General features: G+C 47.3%; 16 protein-coding genes, 1 tRNA gene and 1 riboswitch. Of the genes, 13 read left to right on the top strand and 4 right to left on the bottom strand.

Annotated features, from left to right (window positions below; all coding sequences use genetic code 11):
* The first annotated feature begins 38 nt into the window (after positions 1-38).
* Positions 39-578, top strand: a complete 540-nt coding sequence (locus tag ACN084_RS01820; RefSeq protein WP_419105699.1) for a DUF3027 domain-containing protein — start codon at positions 39-41, stop codon at positions 576-578.
* A 161-nt stretch (positions 579-739) separates the two neighbouring features.
* Complete coding sequence (locus ACN084_RS01815) at positions 740-2,023, top strand: MFS transporter (RefSeq protein WP_419105877.1); 1,284 nt, start codon at positions 740-742, stop codon at positions 2,021-2,023.
* A gap of 117 nt (positions 2,024-2,140) precedes the next feature.
* On the opposite strand, the gene serC is transcribed toward ACN084_RS01815, so the two are convergent.
* Entirely contained in the window at positions 2,141-3,241 is a 1,101-nt protein-coding gene (gene serC / locus ACN084_RS01810) for a phosphoserine transaminase (protein WP_419105876.1), read from the bottom strand.
* Between the two features lie 343 nt (positions 3,242-3,584).
* On the opposite strand from serC, the gene ACN084_RS01805 reads away from it, so the two are divergent.
* From ACN084_RS01805 to ACN084_RS01760, 10 genes are all read left to right on the top strand, one after another.
* A complete protein-coding gene (locus tag ACN084_RS01805; RefSeq protein ID WP_419105698.1) occupies positions 3,585-4,277 on the top strand; it encodes a metal-dependent transcriptional regulator in 693 nt (230 codons plus the stop codon).
* A 570-nt stretch (positions 4,278-4,847) separates the two neighbouring features.
* A riboswitch (cyclic di-AMP (ydaO/yuaA leader) is annotated at positions 4,848-5,005 on the top strand.
* Between the two features lie 3 nt (positions 5,006-5,008).
* On the top strand, positions 5,009-5,722 hold the full coding sequence (locus ACN084_RS01800; protein WP_419105697.1) for a C40 family peptidase: 714 nt from the start codon (positions 5,009-5,011) through the stop codon (positions 5,720-5,722).
* A 207-nt stretch (positions 5,723-5,929) separates the two neighbouring features.
* Entirely contained in the window at positions 5,930-6,154 is a 225-nt protein-coding gene (locus tag ACN084_RS01795) for a hypothetical protein (protein ID WP_419101009.1), read from the top strand.
* A gap of 60 nt (positions 6,155-6,214) precedes the next feature.
* Positions 6,215-6,287 (top strand) — tRNA-Arg (locus tag ACN084_RS01790).
* Between the two features lie 154 nt (positions 6,288-6,441).
* Complete coding sequence (pcrA, locus tag ACN084_RS01785) at positions 6,442-9,024, top strand: DNA helicase PcrA (protein ID WP_419105696.1); 2,583 nt, start codon at positions 6,442-6,444, stop codon at positions 9,022-9,024.
* A 113-nt stretch (positions 9,025-9,137) separates the two neighbouring features.
* Positions 9,138-9,755, top strand: a complete 618-nt coding sequence (locus tag ACN084_RS01780) for a hypothetical protein (protein ID WP_419101007.1) — start codon at positions 9,138-9,140, stop codon at positions 9,753-9,755.
* 203 nt (positions 9,756-9,958) lie between these two features.
* Positions 9,959-11,143 carry an ADP-forming succinate--CoA ligase subunit beta gene (gene sucC, locus ACN084_RS01775; protein ID WP_419101006.1) on the top strand — a complete coding sequence of 395 codons (1,185 nt, stop codon included), beginning with the start codon at positions 9,959-9,961 and terminating at the stop codon, positions 11,141-11,143.
* Positions 11,144-11,157: 14 nt separating this feature from the next.
* Entirely contained in the window at positions 11,158-12,075 is a 918-nt protein-coding gene (sucD, locus tag ACN084_RS01770) for a succinate--CoA ligase subunit alpha (protein ID WP_419101005.1), read from the top strand.
* Between the two features lie 291 nt (positions 12,076-12,366).
* Positions 12,367-13,626: a dicarboxylate/amino acid:cation symporter gene (locus ACN084_RS01765; protein ID WP_419105695.1), complete on the top strand. Its 1,260-nt coding sequence runs from the start codon at positions 12,367-12,369 to the stop codon at positions 13,624-13,626.
* Positions 13,627-13,753: 127 nt separating this feature from the next.
* Positions 13,754-14,686, top strand: coding sequence for a DUF389 domain-containing protein (locus tag ACN084_RS01760; protein ID WP_419105694.1), 933 nt, complete (start codon positions 13,754-13,756; stop codon positions 14,684-14,686).
* A gap of 27 nt (positions 14,687-14,713) precedes the next feature.
* Here ACN084_RS01760 and ACN084_RS01755 read toward each other — a convergent pair whose 3' ends face one another.
* The 3 genes from ACN084_RS01755 to ACN084_RS01745 form a co-directional block, all read right to left on the bottom strand.
* A complete protein-coding gene (locus tag ACN084_RS01755; protein WP_419105693.1) occupies positions 14,714-15,817 on the bottom strand; it encodes a VIT1/CCC1 transporter family protein in 1,104 nt (367 codons plus the stop codon).
* 96 nt (positions 15,818-15,913) lie between these two features.
* The gene (locus ACN084_RS01750; protein WP_419101001.1) at positions 15,914-16,417 is read right to left on the bottom strand and encodes a Dps family protein; all 504 of its coding nucleotides are present in this window, start codon (positions 16,415-16,417) and stop codon (positions 15,914-15,916) included.
* A 114-nt stretch (positions 16,418-16,531) separates the two neighbouring features.
* On the bottom strand, positions 16,532-17,197 hold the full coding sequence (locus ACN084_RS01745; RefSeq protein ID WP_419105692.1) for an HAD family hydrolase: 666 nt from the start codon (positions 17,195-17,197) through the stop codon (positions 16,532-16,534).
* Between the two features lie 85 nt (positions 17,198-17,282).
* On the opposite strand from ACN084_RS01745, the gene ACN084_RS01740 reads away from it, so the two are divergent.
* On the top strand, positions 17,283-17,849 hold the full coding sequence (locus ACN084_RS01740) for a hypothetical protein (RefSeq protein WP_419105691.1): 567 nt from the start codon (positions 17,283-17,285) through the stop codon (positions 17,847-17,849).
* The last annotated feature ends 24 nt before the right edge of the window (positions 17,850-17,873 follow it).

Here is a 17,873-nt window from a genome sequence, read left to right as displayed (position 1 = left end):
CCCAGCAAAGTTTCTCATTTCACGCTTTAATAGAAGGTATGTCCCAACAGATAAAGAATGATATAGCCCCCACGGAGACCTCAATATCAGAGGACCGTAGCTTTGCCCTATCTGAACACCCTCACGATAATAGGAATGCACAAACTCCTACAGCTGCCCAGAACGCAGAACCAACATTAGGTGCACCTACCAAACGGCGTCGAACTAGCAAAGTCGATACTGTTCTTGCTCAAGCAAAAGATATTGCCCTCGCTGGAATCCAAGAGATTACCTCTGCAGAAAATATCGGGATTGTTCATCATCTACGCGGAGAGGAAGAACGACTTACCACACACCTCTTTGAATGTACGATGTCCGGATACAGAGGTTGGTTCTGGTTTGCGACGCTTTCTCGAACACCACGCTCTAAAATTGCTACCGTCTGCGAAGTAGGACTTATCCCTGGAGATGATGCACTCCTCGCTCCAGCATGGGTACCGTGGTCTGAACGTATGAACACCATCGAAGAAGAAAACGCAGAAACAACCGACACCGAAGAGACAACCTCCCACTCCGAAGATACAAGCGACGACGAATAACTACGTATACCTAAGGACTGATTTCTACGAGTAAGAGAATTCCACACGCCGAAACCCTCCCGCAGGAGAAGACCTCCTCACCCCCTGCAACAACGCTCACAACTGAACGCAACGGGCCTGAACCGGTACACGGCAAATCTCCTACTTTTCGTTCCTTATGGATTTTTAACTACCGATTATGGTTTATTGGAGCATTCCTTTCCAACATCGGAACATGGATGCAACATACTGCCCAAGACTGGCTGATTTTTAACGAACTCTCTCATAACGATTCCACTCGACTCGGAATCGTTATGTCTTTACAATTTGGCCCTCAACTCTTCTTAGCACCTTATGCCGGAGTCCTTGCAGATAGGCTAGACCGCCGAAAACTGCTCTATATGACACAAAGCGCAATGGGCGTTCTCTCTCTAATACTAGGATTCTTAGTGATGAGCGGGCACATCCAAATTTGGCATGTCTACGCATTAGCCCTCGTCGCTGGAATCATCGTCTCTCTCGAAGTTCCTGCCCGCCAAACCTTTGTCTCTGAGCTCGTTCACGATAACGACTTGCCTAACGCTGTAGCACTAAACTCCACATCCTTTAATTCTGCACGTCTTATCGGTCCAGCATGTGCAGGTATTCTTGTTGTTCTTTTGGGCACTGGGCCAGTCTTTTTCATCAACGCTGCAACATTCCTCATCATGCTTGCTGCAATCTTCTTGATTCGTACTCGAGAACTTCGCCCCACTCCTCGTGCGGATCGTTCAACCGGGCGTATCCGCGACGGCGTCGCATACGTCAGAAAACGCCCCGATATTTTGGCCGTGATGGTAGCTGTTTTTCTGGTGGGAACCTTCGGTCTTAACTCCGCAATGAACATCGCGGCAATGGCAACAACAGAGTTTGATAAAGGTGCTGGAGAATTTGGCTTTCTTAACTCAACTATGGCTGTTGGTTCTGTCATTGGAACTCTTCTTGCTGCACGGCGAGAACGTCCTCGCCTGCGCTTCATTTTTGGGGCTTCAGCAGCCTTTGGGCTGTCTGCCTTATGCGCGGCTCTTTCCCCTAACCTGCTGTTCTTTTCCATAACACTCATACCCATGGGCCTTTGCGCCTTGACGATTATTACTTCAGCGAATGCCTATGTTCAGGTCACTACTGAACCGCAGATGCGCGGACGAGTCATGAGTTTATATATCGCAGTTTTCTTAGGCGGCACACCTATCGGTGCACCTCTTGTTGGGCTAGTCAACGACCACTGGGGTGCACGTTGGGGCCTTGGCATTGCTGCGTTATCAGGTGTTCTGGCCGGTTGTATCGGGCTGTTATGGTACTACCGTTCTGAAAAACTTAAACTCGTTTTTGACCGTTCTCGAAAAACGAAGTTTGTTTTCAAACGCGCGGTTGAAGAGCCCCTTGACCCCGTGACAACAGCCCTAGAAATCCAACAGCCACGATAATTATCGATGCTTTCCCCTTTAAATTCTTGGGGCGCTGTCTGAACATCAGACAGCGCCCCAAGAACACCTATATCAAGGTTCAAAATACCTCTTTAAGAACTCCTACATCATGAACGGTTATGCACTCTTTTGAGCAACAATATAATCAATGCATTCTAAGAGCGCTGAAACATCCTCTGGTTCAATTGCCGCGAAGGTCGCAATACGTAGCTGGTTTCGCCCAAGTTTGCGGTATGGTTCGGTATCAACAATCCCATTGCTACGAAGAGCCTGAGCAACATATGAAGCATCAACTTGCTCTGAAAAATCGATAGTGCAAATCACTTGAGAGCGTTCTGCGGGGTTCTGCACAAAAGGTTCTGCAAAGGAAGACTCTTCCGCCCACTGGTAGACCCTCTGGGCAGAATCAGCGGTTCGTTCACTTGCAAAGGACAAGCCACCGTTGTCATTAATCCAGCGAATCTGCTCAGCTAACATCACCAAAGTCGTTAATGCAGGGGTGTTATAGGTCTGGTTTTTTCGAGAGTTCTCAATTGCGGTCACAAGATTCAAAGAATCCGGTATCCAACGTCCAGACTTGGCGATAGTATATGCGCGCTCAATAGCTGCAGGGGAGAAAAAAGCTACCCATAAACCACCATCGGAGGCAAAGTTTTTTTGTGGAGAAAAGTAATAAACATCTGTTTGCGACAAGTCCACATCGATACCACCAGCAGCACTTGTTGCGTCAATAACGACTAAGGCATCTGTATCAATGCCTTCAGGGCGAAGAACAGGGGCTACGACTCCAGTAGACGTTTCGTTATGAGGCCATGCGTAAACATCAACGCCTTGTTCCGCTTGAGCAGATGGACAACTACCAGCAGGCACCTCAATAATGGAGGACTCTTCTAGAAAAGGAGCTTTTTGCGTCGCCTGAGCAAATTTAGAGCCAAATTCTCCAAAGCTTAGATGCTGAGCCTTATTCTTCACCAACCCAAAAGTTGCTGCATCCCAAAAAGCCGTTGCTCCACCGTTGCCAAGTACGACTTCGTAACCTTCTGGGGCGTTGAACATGTGAGATAGTCCTTGTTGAATCTTTTCAACAAGATGTTTAACTGGTGCTTGCCGGTGTGATGTTCCTAGAAGAGGAAGATCAGCTGCACGGGTGAGAGCAGAAATCTGTTCGCGACGTACTTTTGACGGGCCTGCCCCGAAACGTCCGTCTTGAGGAAGCATGTTAACTGGGATAGAAGGAAACTGTGTCACTGATTCTCCAAATCATGGTGAACTCACCGTATAAGTGCTAATACCGGTTTTAACGTCCGGTTATGTTCTATTGTGCCTTGCTTGAAGAAAAGAGAGTGTTTCATTCTCTGAAAAGGAATAATATTTCCTGAGGTATTGAGTGTTACTTTCTATGGCAGATTTACTTTCTGTTGAATTTCGTAAAATCTTATAGATTTGTCATATTTATCAAGGGTTATATCCCCTGTTCGCCCTACAATGGTAAGTGCATATATACTCAAGTTAAAGGGTTATTTGCTCACTGGTTTGGCGCCAGAGAAGGGAGTTAGGACGTATGACTGACCTAATCGATACAACCGAGATGTATCTACGGACTATTCTGGAATTAGAAGAAGAGGGCATCGTCCCTATGCGTGCTCGTATTGCAGAGCGTCTAGAACATTCTGGCCCAACCGTTTCTCAGACAGTTGCCCGTATTGAGAAGCATGGTCTTGTTGAGGTTTCTTCCGACCGTTCTTTGAAGTTAACGGAGCAAGGCCGTAAAAAAGCTGTAGAGGTGATGCGTAAGCATCGTCTTGCAGAGCGTCTGTTAGCCGATATTATCGGCTTAGATATTGCGTATATCCATGAGGAAGCTTGCCGTTGGGAGCACGTCATGAGTGAGCGTGTTGAACGTCGCTTAGTTGAGCTCCTCAATAATCCAAAGTTCTCTCCGTATGGAAATGCTATTCCCGGCCTTGAAGAGCTGGGGGCAAAGAGCGAAAATAACGATGAGCGCACTGTCTCTATGAGTATTGCTGCTAAGGATTCTCGTGTAGAGGATCGTTTTACTATTTCTCGTTTTCCAGAGTTTATTCAAACTGACGTTGAATTGATGAGTCGTCTAGGGGATGCAGGCATTATTTATGGTGCTACCGTTTCTATTGCATCTGCGCCACAAGGGGCTGTTATTGTCCGTGCTGATGGTGAGGAACAGGAAGTGACACTTTCTGCGGATGTTGCTGAAGCGATTATCGTCAAGCGTTAGATAGTCTTCTCACAAGAGGGGTTGACTGTTTTTCCTGATAGGTAGATATCAGGCCTTGGTCGCAAGACTAATAGAGAGATTCTTAGTTTATTGAGGTGGCGTACCTGTATTTAGGGGTACGTCACCTCATTTTTTTGGTGGGTTGTTGTGATCTTGCTGTTGGTTGATGGGCTGTTGAGTCTTTATTTTATAGGCGATGGTATTGCATTGAGAGTGACCTGTTGAGCTGAAAAGTCACGAAAAGGACACGGGTGTGAGACATACCTCGTATATTTTTTTAATCATTTCGTGACCTTCTTTATATTGGCTTTCGTGTGTTTTGAGCATTAAAGACCCCTGTATTTTTGCAAGAAATAAGGGTTTTAAAGGTTATCAGTAAAAAATACAACATGGTCAATAGTGGTTTTAATGCGTTTCTGAGGGGTCACTGTGTGAGACAAAAACACGTTTTCGTAACCAAAACGTGACATTTGAGTTGAAGGTGTAGTAGTGTTTTCAACGTGCCAATCACTGGTCGGAGAGGCACCCTCAGAACAGATCGCCTAGTTCTGCCACTGTTCACACTGAGGTAACGAAAACATCATGACATGCTTGGCAGAAGCGGGGGACCCATCCTTTTGGGTTCTTAGATGAAGAGCCCTAGGGGTGAAGTTACTGGAATACCAGTAACCGAGTGAACCTTCTACTCGAACCCGACAGCTTACCTCGTGAGGCAATGGAGGAAAATAAACATGGCTAACACTGCACGCCACATGGCACCAAAGAAATCTAACATCGCACGCAACGCAGGTATCGCTGTTGTTGCTGGTGCCGCTCTTGCAGGCTCTATTGCACCTGCTAACGCATTCGGTGTAGCAAACACCGTTGCTCCTGTTGACTACTCAGCAACCCTTACTACTTACACCACTCCTGAAGTTTCTTACGAGAACATCACCACTTGGGGCGCTACCGTTGAAAGCACCCCTGCACCAGCTGTAGAAGCTGCACCTGCACCAGCTCCTGTTGCGGCACCTGCCCCAGCACCAGCTCCTGCGCCTGCACCAGCTCCTGCGCCTCGTCTCGCTGTTCAGTCTTCTACCACTAACGTTGCAGGCGTACGCGCTCAGGTTCTTGCTTCTGCATACGATGGAATCGGTGGCGCATACATCTGGGGTGGACGCTCCTACAAAGCTTGGGACTGCTCCGGCTTCGTATCTAACGTTTACGCACGCGCAGGCATCAACTTGACTCCTTACACCTACGCAATGGTTGGTCAGCTTGTTCCTACCGCTTACCCACAGCCAGGTGACATCGTCTTCACTAACGGATTCGCACACGTCGGTATCTACGTCGGTAACGGTCAGATGATTTCCGCTCTCAACCCATCTCAGGGTACTCAGCTTACCGCTGTTGACGGTGGCGGACTCATGCCTGTATCCGGTTACTACACCTACGCAGGTCTCTAAAAACTTACAACCCATGCTAGTGAGGGGAACATCCATAATGTTCCCCTCACTAGATGGATAATATGAGTTCACCTCTGGTCATCTACTGGGTGAACGATTCATAACTTTTCCTGATCTAGGAAATCTCACCGAATATTTTATTCGGGTGATGCGACCCTCGTACGACCAGCAGGGGTCGCATTTCTATATCCACGCTAAGATAGGACTATGTCTACTCAGTTTGAAAGCCCCAGCAACGGTTCTGACCAAGAATTTACCTACATGGCAGTCGGTATGATCTCCGGAGGAGTACCCGGCGTCCTCATCGGTCTACTCATGGCGCTGAGCCTCGGTAACGCCGCAATGTGGGTTTCTATTACAGGTGGTATTGGTATTATCATCGGATTGGTCGTTGCTCAGATGATTTTTCGTAAGAAGAAAAAGAACCTGTAGTTCACCTAAGAATTTATTGGTATAGTGTGTCCCTTAGCAGGAATAATTAAATAAAGTTTGGCCCTCGTAGCTCAGGGGATAGAGCACCGCTCTCCTAAAGCGGGTGTCGATGGTTCGAATCCATTCGAGGGCACAAAAAACTTCTCTACGGATGAAGTATTGACACACCATGTGCGTGAATGAGCTCAGCTCAAGGTGATTTATTGAACCTTTAACGGATATTCGCAACATCATAAGAATCCACCTATTTTCATCGAACACGTGTACGAGATAGACTTGTTCACACGATGGAATACTTATTTGATGATGAGAGCCTAACTCCTGGCACGAAGAAACACACCAAAAAACATGCTGCCCCAGCTCCACACCTAGAGGAGCCTGCCATCTTTACATACGAAGAACCCATCTTCGAAGAACCACTATGGGAACCGACTGAAGAACCTACTCCTAACCTTGAAGTACCTCAAGATATTGCAGAGTTAGATTTCCTACCACCGTCCTACCAAAGTGGTGGATACGGGGTCGAGACCTCCCACCGTGCCCCAGCCTCAGAACATCACCAAGCCGGTGACCTACTAGAAGGGCTGAACGATCAACAGCATCAAGCCGTTATCCATCAAGGGAAACCGCTGCTGATCGTTGCCGGTGCTGGCTCAGGAAAAACTCGTGTCTTGACTCATCGCATTGCCTACTTGCTGGCAACGGGCCGAGCCTATGAAAGCGAAATTCTTGCGATCACCTTCACCAACAAAGCCGCCGCCGAAATGCGTGAGAGAATTATCGAACTCGTCGGAGAATCTGCACGCCGTATGTGGATTTCTACATTCCACAGCTTCTGTGTGCGAGTCTTACGTAAAGAAGCATCCCACCTAGATATGAAGACGACGTTCTCTATCTATGATTCTGCAGACTCTCTAAGACTCATCACCACTTTAGCTAAAAACTATGCAATAGATACTCAAAAAATAGCGCCTAAAGCGATTGCCTCACGGATTAGTCAGCTAAAAAATGAGCTCATCACAGCATACGATTTTCAAGCCACCATGAATCCAGCAAATCCCTTTGACCGTGCAGTTTCACAAGTCTATAACGGGTACACACAGCGACTCCAAGCAGCTCACGCCCTAGACTTCGACGACCTCATCGCAAAGACCGTGCATCTTCTACGAAAAGTTCCAGAGGTCGCTCAATACTATCGAACACGTTTCAAACATATTTTGGTGGACGAGTACCAAGACACAAACCACGCACAATACGCCCTCGTGAGAGAACTCGTCGGCAAAAACGAAGCAGAACTCACGGTCGTCGGTGACTCTGATCAGTCTATCTACGCGTTTCGTGGAGCAGATATTCGCAATATTATCGATTTCGAACAAGACTATCCCTCCGCTCGAACCATCATGCTTGAACAGAACTACCGTTCAACACAGAATATTCTCTCGGCAGCTAACGCGGTCATCGAAAAAAACAAAGACCGACGCCCCAAAAAACTTTGGACAGCCTCTGGAGAAGGCGAAAAAATTGTTGGATATGTTGCCGAAAATGAGCATGGTGAAGGGCGATATATTGCAGCTGAGATTGATCGTCTTTACGCATCACACGGGATACGCCCCGGAGATATCGCAATTTTCTACCGAACCAATGCGCAATCTCGTATCTTAGAAGAAGCCCTGATGAGGGAAGGCCTGCCCTATCGAGTTGTCGGCGGTACACGCTTCTACGAACGCAAAGAAATTAAAGACGTTCTAAGCTACCTAAGAATTATGGTCAACGCTGATGACGATGTGAATACTCGCCGTATTATCAACGTGCCTAAACGTGGTATCGGCGCAAAGAGTGAAGGGCTTGTGGCTGACTACGCACTCCGTCAAAATTGCTCCTTCATGCAAGCTCTCACCCAATGCTCAGAAATATCAGGACTCGGTGTAGCTGCACAGAAAAAAATTGCCTCTTTTGTACAACTCATCCAAGACCTCTCAACGCTTGTTCAATCCTCCTCTCCAGCAAACTGCTTAGAAGCTGTACTAGAACAAAGCGGATACTTACAATCACTACGAGAATCCCAAGACATCCAAGACGAGTCTCGTATAGAGAACCTTTCCGCGTTAGTTGAAGCAGTCCAAGACTTTGAACATGACCACCCCGAAGCGTCTTTGGCTGACTTCCTCGAACACGTTGCACTCGTAGCAGACGCCGACCAGATACCGGCTGCCCCAGAAAACACAGACGAACAGACGGTAAGCGCTCAGAAAATTGCTGAAGAAGTGGCACAAGCACGAGCGCAAGGGGTTATTACGTTGATGACCTTGCATACGGCTAAAGGCCTAGAATTCCCAGTGGTGTTCCTGACTGGAATGGAATACGGAATCTTTCCACACCAGCGAGCAATGACCGATGAAGGAGAAATGAGCGAAGAACGCCGACTTGCCTATGTTGGTCTGACAAGAGCTCGCAAAAAACTCTATATTACGCGGGCTCAGAGCCGTTCACTCTGGGGCCAAAGCCAGATGAACCCTCCCTCTCCATTTATTGAAGAGATTCCTGAAGACCTTATTGAATGGGCTCGAAAAGGCTTCAACGCCGTGTCTACCACCTCCTCTCACCCTCGCACGGAAGCTCTTGGAACAGGGCTTCACAAGAGCTCGGGTGCGGGGCTTCGTGAAGCGGCTCGTCGCGTCAACGTCTCTCGTGTTCAACCAAATAAAGAGATTCTTCAACTAACAGTTGGAGAAGAGGTTTTGCACCAAAGCTTTGGACCAGGAAAAGTTATAGCGCTAGAAGGAAGCGGAGATAAAACCGTTGCAAAAGTGCGTTTTGGTTCAGAAGAAAAACGTCTCCTCTTGCGCTATGCACCGTTAAAGAAACTTTAGGTAATTATTAGCTGTGTGCATAATCTTCGGTGCGATTGTTGGTTTGACGATACGCCGTGAAGAATACCGATAAAATAGGGGTGAGTTTTCACCGTCATTGTGGAGGATTACTGATGCCTGAACGAGATACTGTGCCTTCTGTTGCTTCTGAATTCACCGAAGCAATGAATGCTGTAAGTGATACGAGCGTGCAGGTTCGAGAAATTTCGTCGTTGACATTGGTACGTATTCAAGTTGCACCAGACTCTGTCGCTGCGGCACGCATGTCTCAGGTGCTTGGCATTGACTTTCCTCGTCATCGCGGTGAAGTTACGGGGGATTCTCAAGCACGAGAGATTCTGTATGGTACGCGTCAAATTGTGGCGGCTCTGTGGGTTCATGAGGATACCTTCCTCATCGCTACTCACGTAGACCCCATAAAATTGGGGCGTGCTCTAGATCGTGCCCTCGGCTCAGAACCGGGGCTTGTTCTTGATGTCTCTGCAAATAGGACTGTTATCGAGCTATCTGGTGAAGAAGCTCCTGAAGTGCTTGCCCGCTGTGTCACTTTTGAAGATGACGCTACACCAGAACTATTTGATATTGGTATGGGGTGGCGTTGTAACGTGGGCGAAGCTGAACTCATGTTGTGGCGTATCGACCGTTTTGAATATCTGATGGTTCCACGTTCTTCTACAACAGCACCATTCTTAGTGACGTTACTTGACACTATTGAAAAAGTTAAGAATTGATTATCTACTAGTCAAAGCCAAGGTTTTAAGAAGAAAATAGGGGCTCTTATCGCATAGACCTGCATCTATTCCTCCTTTGAGCTAAAGTGTCTTGAAGAAGATATTGTGCTCTACCTCTCTTTAGCGGGGTAGAAACAATATCCAAGAAGAAAGAACGCTGGCATGCATCACTGCCAGCACTACTTCAACGAAGAAGGAATCTAGTGGATCTGTTTGAATACCAGGCACGCGACATGTTTGAAAAGCACGGAGTGCCCGTGCTTGAAGGCATCGTCGCGACAACACCTGAAGAAGCAAAAGCAGCAGCCGAAAAAATTGGCGGAGTAACCGTCGTCAAAGCACAGGTAAAAGTTGGCGGGCGCGGCAAAGCCGGTGGCGTCAAAGTTGCAAAAACCCCAGAAGAAGCATACACCCACGCCCAAAACATCCTCGGGATGGATATTAAAGGTCACCGCGTTGAACGCGTCATGATTGCGCAAGGGGCACAAATCGCAGAAGAATACTATTTCTCTCTTCTCCTTGACCGAGCTAATAGAACATACCTCGCGATGTGCTCCGTTGAAGGCGGTATGGAAATTGAGCAGCTAGCAAAAGAACGCCCCGAGGCGCTTGCTAAAGTTGAGGTCAACCCCACAACTGGTCTCGACCTAGACACCGCACACAATATTGTTAAAACTGCTGGATTCTCCCAAGAGCTACAAACCCCTGTCGCAGAAGTGTTGACTCAACTTGGCGCTGTCTTTGAAAAAGAAGATGCAACTCTCGTTGAAGTAAACCCGCTGGTAAGAACCGAAGACGGAAAGATTCTAGCTCTCGACGGAAAAGTTTCTCTCGACGATAACGCAGAGTTCCGCCAGCCAGAACACCAAGGGTTAGCCGACAAAACCGCAGAAAATCCCCTTGAAGCAGAAGCTAAAAAACACGACCTCAACTACGTTAAACTCGACGGCGAAGTCGGCGTTATCGGTAATGGTGCTGGTCTTGTGATGTCGACTTTAGACGTAGTGGCATATGCTGGCGAACAATACGGAAATGTCAAACCTGCAAACTTCTTAGACATCGGTGGCGGTGCATCAGCTGAAGTAATGGCAGCCGGACTAGATATCATTCTCGGTGATGAACAAGTTTCATCCGTCTTCGTCAACGTCTTTGGCGGTATCACCTCCTGTGACGCTGTGGCTGAGGGCATTGTACGTGCTTTGGAGATTCTTGGCGATTCTGCGACTAAGCCTTTAGTAGTACGCCTTGATGGAAATAACGTTGAAGCAGGACGACGTATCCTCGCAGAAGCTAATCACCCTCTTGTGCATCAAGAAGAAACAATGGACTCCGGCGCAGCTCGTGCCGCAGAACTTGCCTACGCATCATCTCAAACACAGAATTCTTAGAAGGTACATAAGACATGTCTATCTTTTTGAACAAAGACTCAAAAGTCATCGTTCAGGGTATCACCGGCGCTGAAGGGTCGAAACATACCGCTCGTATGCTTGCTGCTGGTACTCATATTGTCGGTGGCGTTAACGCCCGCAAAGCAGGAAGCACCGTTTCGCATCAGAATGCACAGGGCGAAAATATTGAACTAACAGTATTCGGCACTGTTGCTGAAGCTATGGAAAAAACGGGCGCAGACGTATCCGTAATTTTTGTTCCTCCAGCTTTTTCTAAAGACGCAGTCATTGAAGCTATTGACGCAAAAATGCCGTTAGTCGTGGTCATTACTGAAGGTATTCCGGTGCAGGATGCCGCAGAATTCTGGGCACATGCGAAGAACTCTGTTGATGAAAACGGCAAGATGGTGACTCGAATTATTGGGCCAAACTGCCCCGGTATTATCACCCCTGAAGAATCTTTGGTGGGTATTACTCCCGCGAATATCACCGGAAAAGGAAAAATCGGTCTTGTATCAAAGTCCGGTACTTTGACATACCAGATGATGTTTGAGCTACGTGATATCGGGTTCACAACCTGTATCGGTATTGGCGGTGACCCTATCATCGGTACAACACATATCGATGCGTTAGAAGCCTTTGAAGCTGACCCTGAGACTGAAGCAATCGTGATGATTGGTGAAATTGGTGGTGACGCTGAAGAACGCGCTGCAGAGTTCATCAAAGAACACGTCACAAAACCTGTCGTAGGTTATGTTGCAGGTTTCACCGCTCCAGAAGGTAAAACAATGGGCCATGCTGGGGCTATTGTCTCTGGTTCTTCTGGAACGGCGCAAGCTAAGAAAGAAGCTCTTGAGGCCGCGGGCGTCAAAGTGGGTAAAACCCCGTCTGAGGCTGCTCAGCTGATGCGTGAGATTTTTGCTCAGTCATAAAAATGGTAAGAGTCTTAGGGGAAGTAGAAATATCCCTATAGAATTTCACTTCCCGTCTTGAACCAAAACCCCTAGCGTATATTCATCGATAAGGTGTGTGTGCTCTAGGGGTTTTGTGATGTGGAGGGATCGTGGGGAGGGATGAAGATGACGGAGATTTTACGCGGTGTACCCCATAATCTTCGTTAGTTGAACCACAGAACTGGTGAATATGCAGTGTGTTGTCTGGAAGCTGTACGAACTAGTGGGAAGATTTTGGAGACAATACTCGTCTTAAACTGAATGAAGCTTATGTCTCTGCTCAAAAAATATGGAATCTTACCTTGGGTTATTCTTGCAATAGTCTTTGGTCTGATTTTTGGCCAATTACTTCCTGAAGAAATCTCTCGGATTTTTTATACGTATAACGATATTTTTTCTCAATTCTTATCGTTCTCTATTCCTCTGATTATTATTGGACTTGTTGTTCCTGCTATCGGTGATTTGGGTCGAGGCGCAGGAAAATGGCTAGGTTTAACCGCTGCCTTGGCATACTCTTCTACTTTGTTTGCCGGTTTCTTGACGGTTGTTGTTGCTTTGCTGGCGTACCCCAAACTTATCGACACCTCCACCTTTAACAACGTTACTGCTACTGAAGAAACGCTATCTGCGGCCTCCGGTTACTTCACTATTCAGATGGCCCCACCGTTTGGCGTCATGACGGCTCTCATCCTTGCGTTTGTTATTGGTATCGGGCTTTCTATTGTTCCTCGTGGAGTGTTGCGCCGTGGTTTTCTAGAATTTAGAGAAATTATTAACGCTCTGATTATGCGCGTTATTATTCCACTTTTGCCATTACATATTTTTGGTATTTTCTTGAATTTGAGTGCTTCTGGGGAAGCTGCTCAAGTCATCTCAACCTTGGCCGTTGTTGTTGTGCTGGTACTTCTTCTTGAAGTTGTTATTTTAGGTACCCAATATGGTATTGCCGGAGCTATCTCTGGTAAAAACCCCTTAACCGCTGTGTGGACAATGAAAGACGCGTATTTGACAGCACTAGGTACGTCTTCTTCTGCGGCGACGATTCCGGTTACGCTTCGTCAGACGCTTAAAAACGGTGTTCGTCATCCTATTGCAAACTTCGTTATTCCGTTGTGCGCCACAATTCACCTCGCTGGTTCTACTTCAAAGATTACAGCTTTTGCTATTGCTATCGCTTTCACTCAGCATATTGATGTGACTACGGGCCAGTGGATTGGTTTTGTGTGCATGCTCGGTATTGTGATGGTTGCAGCACCGGGTGTACCCGGTGGCGCTATTATGGCAGCTGTTGGCATTTTGCAGTCTATGCTTGGTTTCAACGATCAACAGGTTGCTTTGATGATTGCAACGTATATTGCTCTTGATTCTTTTGGAACAGCAACTAACGTGACTGGTGATGGCGCTATTGCGCTGATCATGAACCGTATTCTTGGTTCAAAGCTTGATGAGCGTGAATCCCGTGTTGCCCCTAACCAAGAATATGTTCCGTTTGATCCAGACGCATATATTGAGGAAGTCAAACACGACTAGTTCTTTTGTGAACATTATTGTGCGATAGCGTGAAACGCCCTTGTGCTTACCATATATTTTATATAGTGGGCACAGGGGCGTTGCGCTATCCGCAGAGAGATGCCTTCACGAAAAGTAGGTGGAATATATGGGAATCATGCAATTACGTGTTGATGTTTCTCCCCGTATGAGTACAGAAGTCTTTCGGCGGCTTCATGCGATTGCTGAGGTATCTCAGTTGAGGGTTCGTTCTGGAGCGGTTCAAGATGATGCTCAAGATGTGATTGAATGGTGTATTTCAGAAGAGGCTTTGGAGAACTGTTTAGAATTGCTTTCTGAATATTCGGATGTGAGTATTCAAGAGATTCGCCCTGTTGGCGTTCAGGACTCTTCGATGCTGAGTCGGCGTGAACGTAATACTTTAATGTGGGCTAATCAGCTCGCACAAGCCCAGAATTCAAGTTTTTTCAGCCTCACCTATGGGGTATTTATTGTTGTTGCTGTGATTCTTGCTGCGATTGCTGTTTTGACAGATTCCGCTATTTTGGTGGTGGGTGCGATGGTTGTTGGCCCTGACTTTGCTCCGGTAGCTGCTTTGTGTACAGGGGTCGCTTTTAAAGAACGTTCTTTGATAGTGCGTAGTTTGTGCACTTTATGGGGTGGATATTTATTAGCAACTGTAGTGGTGACGTTGTTAGCGTGTATTGCTCTTTATCTGGGGCTTTTTACACCATTGGATGTGTTAGGGGCACGGCCTCAGACCGGTTTTATTTGGCGTCCTAATATTTGGTCTTTTTTGGTTGCGGTTCTTGCTGGTGCAGTGGGTGTTTGGGCTTTAGACACCCACCAATCTAGTGCGCTTATTGGTGTCTTTATTTCGGTGACGACGATTCCTGCGGTGGGGAATCTTGCCCTAGGAATTGCTATTGGTTCTTCCAAAGAGGTGGTGGGTTCTGCTGCTCAACTGGTAATTAACGTTTTGGGAATGTGTGTTGCTGGAATTGTGATGCTTTTGATTCAGCGAGCATTATGGAGAGCTAATGTGCAGTCGCTCAAAGACTCTGGAGCGCTTAGCTCATAAGGTGGGTATCGTTTTGGTGGGGGGTGATTAGGCGACTCCGGTGCCAAATAGTAGGCCTAATATGTAGGTGATGGTTGCAGCAGATAGTCCGATGGCGATTTGTCGTAGTCCTCTTTTGAGGGGGGAAGCGCCTGAGAGTAGTCCGACAATTCCTCCCGTAATACCTAAGGCTGTGGATACGAGAAGTAACGATAGGAAGACTGCGAATGTTCCGGATGCTCCGAAGACGTAGGGGAGTATGGGGATGAGCGCGCCAGAGGCGAAGAATGAGAAGGATGCTGCTGCCGCTCCAATATCTGTACCGAGAGCTGTGGTGTGCGATTCTGTTGATGGGGTATTGCTGTTTTCTTGGTAGGACAATGATGGGTCACAGTCGCAAGAGAATTGTCCGAAGCGTTCTTGTGCTCGGTGCGTTGCGGCTTCTTCGCTCATTCCTCGTGCTTTATAGATGAGTTTGAGTTCATTTTGGTTGATATCGAGTTGGTCTGCGACGCTGAGGGTGATTTGGGTGGGGTTTGAGGCGTCGAGTAATTCTCGTTGAGATCTGACGGAGACGAATTCTCCTGCTGCCATGGATAGGGCTCCGGCTAGTAGTCCTGCAATGCCGGAGAGTAGAATAAATTCTGAGCTGGCTCCACTGGCTCCAATTCCCATGATGAGGGCGACGTTAGAGACGAGTCCGTCGTTAGCTCCAAAGACAGCTGCACGAAAATTACCTGATAGTTTTTCACGTCCGGCGGTAGATAATGCTCGGACTATTTCTTCATGTACAGCTTCATCTGCTGCCATGGCTTCGGTTGCGTGGGGGTCGTGGGCGTAGGGGGAGCGTTGTTCTGCACGTTGAGCTAGTGCGAGGACGAAGACGGTTCCGCAGTGTTTTGCTAAGAACTCGAGAATATACGCACTAATAGAGGGGCGTGGTGTGGGTTCTGCATGTGCTCCTAGGAGCTGTCTCCAATGGTTTTGGTGACGTTGTTCTGCGGTGGCGACTTCGTGGAGGATTTCAGCTTCGGCGCCTTGTGATCGTTGTGCTAAAGACGCGTAAATTTTTGCTTCAGATATTTCTTCAGCGAGGTATCGTCTCCAGCGTTTGATCTCTTGGGGTGTTGGTTCGTGCTGTTCTTGCTCCATGGTTTTTACCTTATAACGAGAGACCGGCTGTACACCATAAGTTTTTATGGTGTACAGCCGGTTGTTAGGTTTCTCTCTAGAGAGGTGCTTTAGACCTTAGACGAGGTTGCCTTCGCCGTCTTCGAGGTGTGCTCGTACGAACCACTGGAATTTTTCGAGTTCTGCGGTCTGAGAGATGAGCAAATCTTCGGTGACGGGGTCGATGTCTGCGACCTTTGCGATGGCTACGCGGTGGTCTTCAATGATGCGGGTGTATACCTCGTTGAGTGCGCGGAGGTGATCAAGCGCCTTAGCGCGGCCGAGGGGGTATTCTTCCCAGGTGCGCTGTTCGGTGAGGTCTCCGGCTAGTCCGTTAGGTGCTACTCCGAGAGTTGCCATGCGTTCTGCAATGTCATCTGCGTAGGTGCGTACGAGGGATACCTGTGGGTCAATCATTTCGTGAACGCCGATGAAAGATGGTCCGACAACGTTCCAGTGAGCGTGCTTGAGTACGAGTTGGAGGTCGTTCATTGCGTGGAGGCGCATCTGGAGGAGTTCTCCGACCTGATGTCCTGAGTTCTCGGTGATTCCTGGTACGGTAAATGATGCAGTGTTTGCCATTGTTGTTGCCTTCCTGTGTATTTGTGATGTTCTGTGAAGTGTTGGGTAAATGTGGGATTTCCAACGCTTCGTTATTACGAATATATCAAGAATAGAAGGCCCTTGCAAGCTTTATTATGAATTACTCAAAATAAGGATGTCCTTAAGAGATAGGTTAGCATGGCTAACCTTAGTCGTCCCTTTGGTTTTAATAACATCTATCTCACCTGGGACAATAACAACTTTCATGCCTGCAGATAGTGCACTTTGAACACCTGAAGGAGAGTCTTCCACCGCCACGCAACGCTGAGGATTAACGCCGAGTTGCTTTGCGGCCTGCAGATAAGGCTCAGGGTGTGGCTTTGGGTTGGTAACTTGTTGATCACCAATAATTACTGAAAAAGTTTCGGGGGATAAGCTGGCAGTATGCTCTGCTACTTTAGTGATGGCATTGGTGACAATGCCGACGGGAATGTTCGCCTTGCGAAGTTCTTGAAGAACCTCTGGTATTCCAGGAATTAAAGAAATGGTATGAGTCTCTAAAATTGTTTCAGCCTGCTTCTGAAGCTCTGCTTTCATTTCTTGAAGCTCTAGAGGTACGCCGTTTTCTTGTAATCGAATCAAAGAAGCGTCAATAGATTTTCCTAAGCAATCGGCGGTATCTTGTGCCGTCCAAAAAGCGTGATGTTCTTGTGCTATTGCTTGCTTGGCTTGTTCCCAGATGGGTTCGGTGTCTACAAGTGTCCCATCGTGGTCAAAGAAAACAGCTTCGGGTGGTGTTAGATATTGTGTATCGCTCATACGTTTACTCTATCGGAGGTTGCCTTGAAGTGTGTTGCACCATGAGTTGTTCGTCTTTGAGGGCTGTGTGTTTTAAGATGGAATAGTGACTGCAACACTCTCCAATGAGAATACTTTGATAAGGTGTCAGAGCGTTTTTGGGCGTCTCGTATATAGGCTGTCTGTGCCTGGTGCTTTCTTGAGCGCCTTATGGGTTAGTTTTGGGAGAATCCTTTTTGACGCACAAGGCGAACTGACGTGGATTTTTGCTATAAGTATCACCCCTAGTCTTTTGGTTATTCTGCTGTGCGGGTGTTATTGGGGTTATCGTGACGCTTGTAGGTATTCAAATGGGCGTTCCTTGCCTGTGTTTTTAGCTTATATGCATTGCCTTACGTGGTTTTGGGCTTTTACTTTTGGGGTGTTGTGTCCTGATCGGCGTGATGGGAAAACAATCTCTGCGCTCTCTCAAATATTTGGCGAACACTACGTTGGGTTGGCTGCTGGTTTTGGTAACACTGCTGGAATCCTGACTTTTGTGAGTGCCTTCGCAGTCTTTTTTCTTGCGCTGAATTATTGCCGGCATTCTGCGAAACTGAGTGCGGGTATTACCGAAGAAGATGAAGAGCGGATAGCTCGCGAGTCTAGCGACTATGAGTTTCTTGAATCATAGTCTTTTGTATCTGTAAATATTTTT

Source organism: Rothia sp. P7208 (genome assembly GCF_048512915.1).
Taxonomy (GTDB): Bacteria; Actinomycetota; Actinomycetes; order Actinomycetales; family Micrococcaceae; genus Rothia.
This window is presented reverse-complemented; position numbering and strand designations above follow the sequence as displayed.

Bases quoted from the DNA above. Each gene is read 5' to 3' on its own strand.
- ACN084_RS01820 (WP_419105699.1), top strand. From the start codon at position 39: ATGTCCCAACAGATAAAGAATGATATAGCCCCCACGGAGACCTCAATA.
- serC (WP_419105876.1), bottom strand. From the start codon at position 3,241: ATGCTTCCTCAAGACGGACGTTTCGGGGCAGGCCCGTCAAAAGTACGT.
- ACN084_RS01805 (WP_419105698.1), top strand. From the start codon at position 3,585: ATGACTGACCTAATCGATACAACCGAGATGTATCTACGGACTATTCTG.
- ACN084_RS01800 (WP_419105697.1), top strand. From the start codon at position 5,009: ATGGCTAACACTGCACGCCACATGGCACCAAAGAAATCTAACATCGCA.
- ACN084_RS01795 (WP_419101009.1), top strand. From the start codon at position 5,930: ATGTCTACTCAGTTTGAAAGCCCCAGCAACGGTTCTGACCAAGAATTT.
- pcrA (WP_419105696.1), top strand. From the start codon at position 6,442: ATGGAATACTTATTTGATGATGAGAGCCTAACTCCTGGCACGAAGAAA.
- ACN084_RS01780 (WP_419101007.1), top strand. From the start codon at position 9,138: ATGCCTGAACGAGATACTGTGCCTTCTGTTGCTTCTGAATTCACCGAA.
- sucD (WP_419101005.1), top strand. From the start codon at position 11,158: ATGTCTATCTTTTTGAACAAAGACTCAAAAGTCATCGTTCAGGGTATC.
- ACN084_RS01765 (WP_419105695.1), top strand. From the start codon at position 12,367: ATGTCTCTGCTCAAAAAATATGGAATCTTACCTTGGGTTATTCTTGCA.
- ACN084_RS01760 (WP_419105694.1), top strand. From the start codon at position 13,754: ATGGGAATCATGCAATTACGTGTTGATGTTTCTCCCCGTATGAGTACA.
- ACN084_RS01755 (WP_419105693.1), bottom strand. From the start codon at position 15,817: ATGGAGCAAGAACAGCACGAACCAACACCCCAAGAGATCAAACGCTGG.
- ACN084_RS01750 (WP_419101001.1), bottom strand. From the start codon at position 16,417: ATGGCAAACACTGCATCATTTACCGTACCAGGAATCACCGAGAACTCA.
- ACN084_RS01745 (WP_419105692.1), bottom strand. From the start codon at position 17,197: ATGAGCGATACACAATATCTAACACCACCCGAAGCTGTTTTCTTTGAC.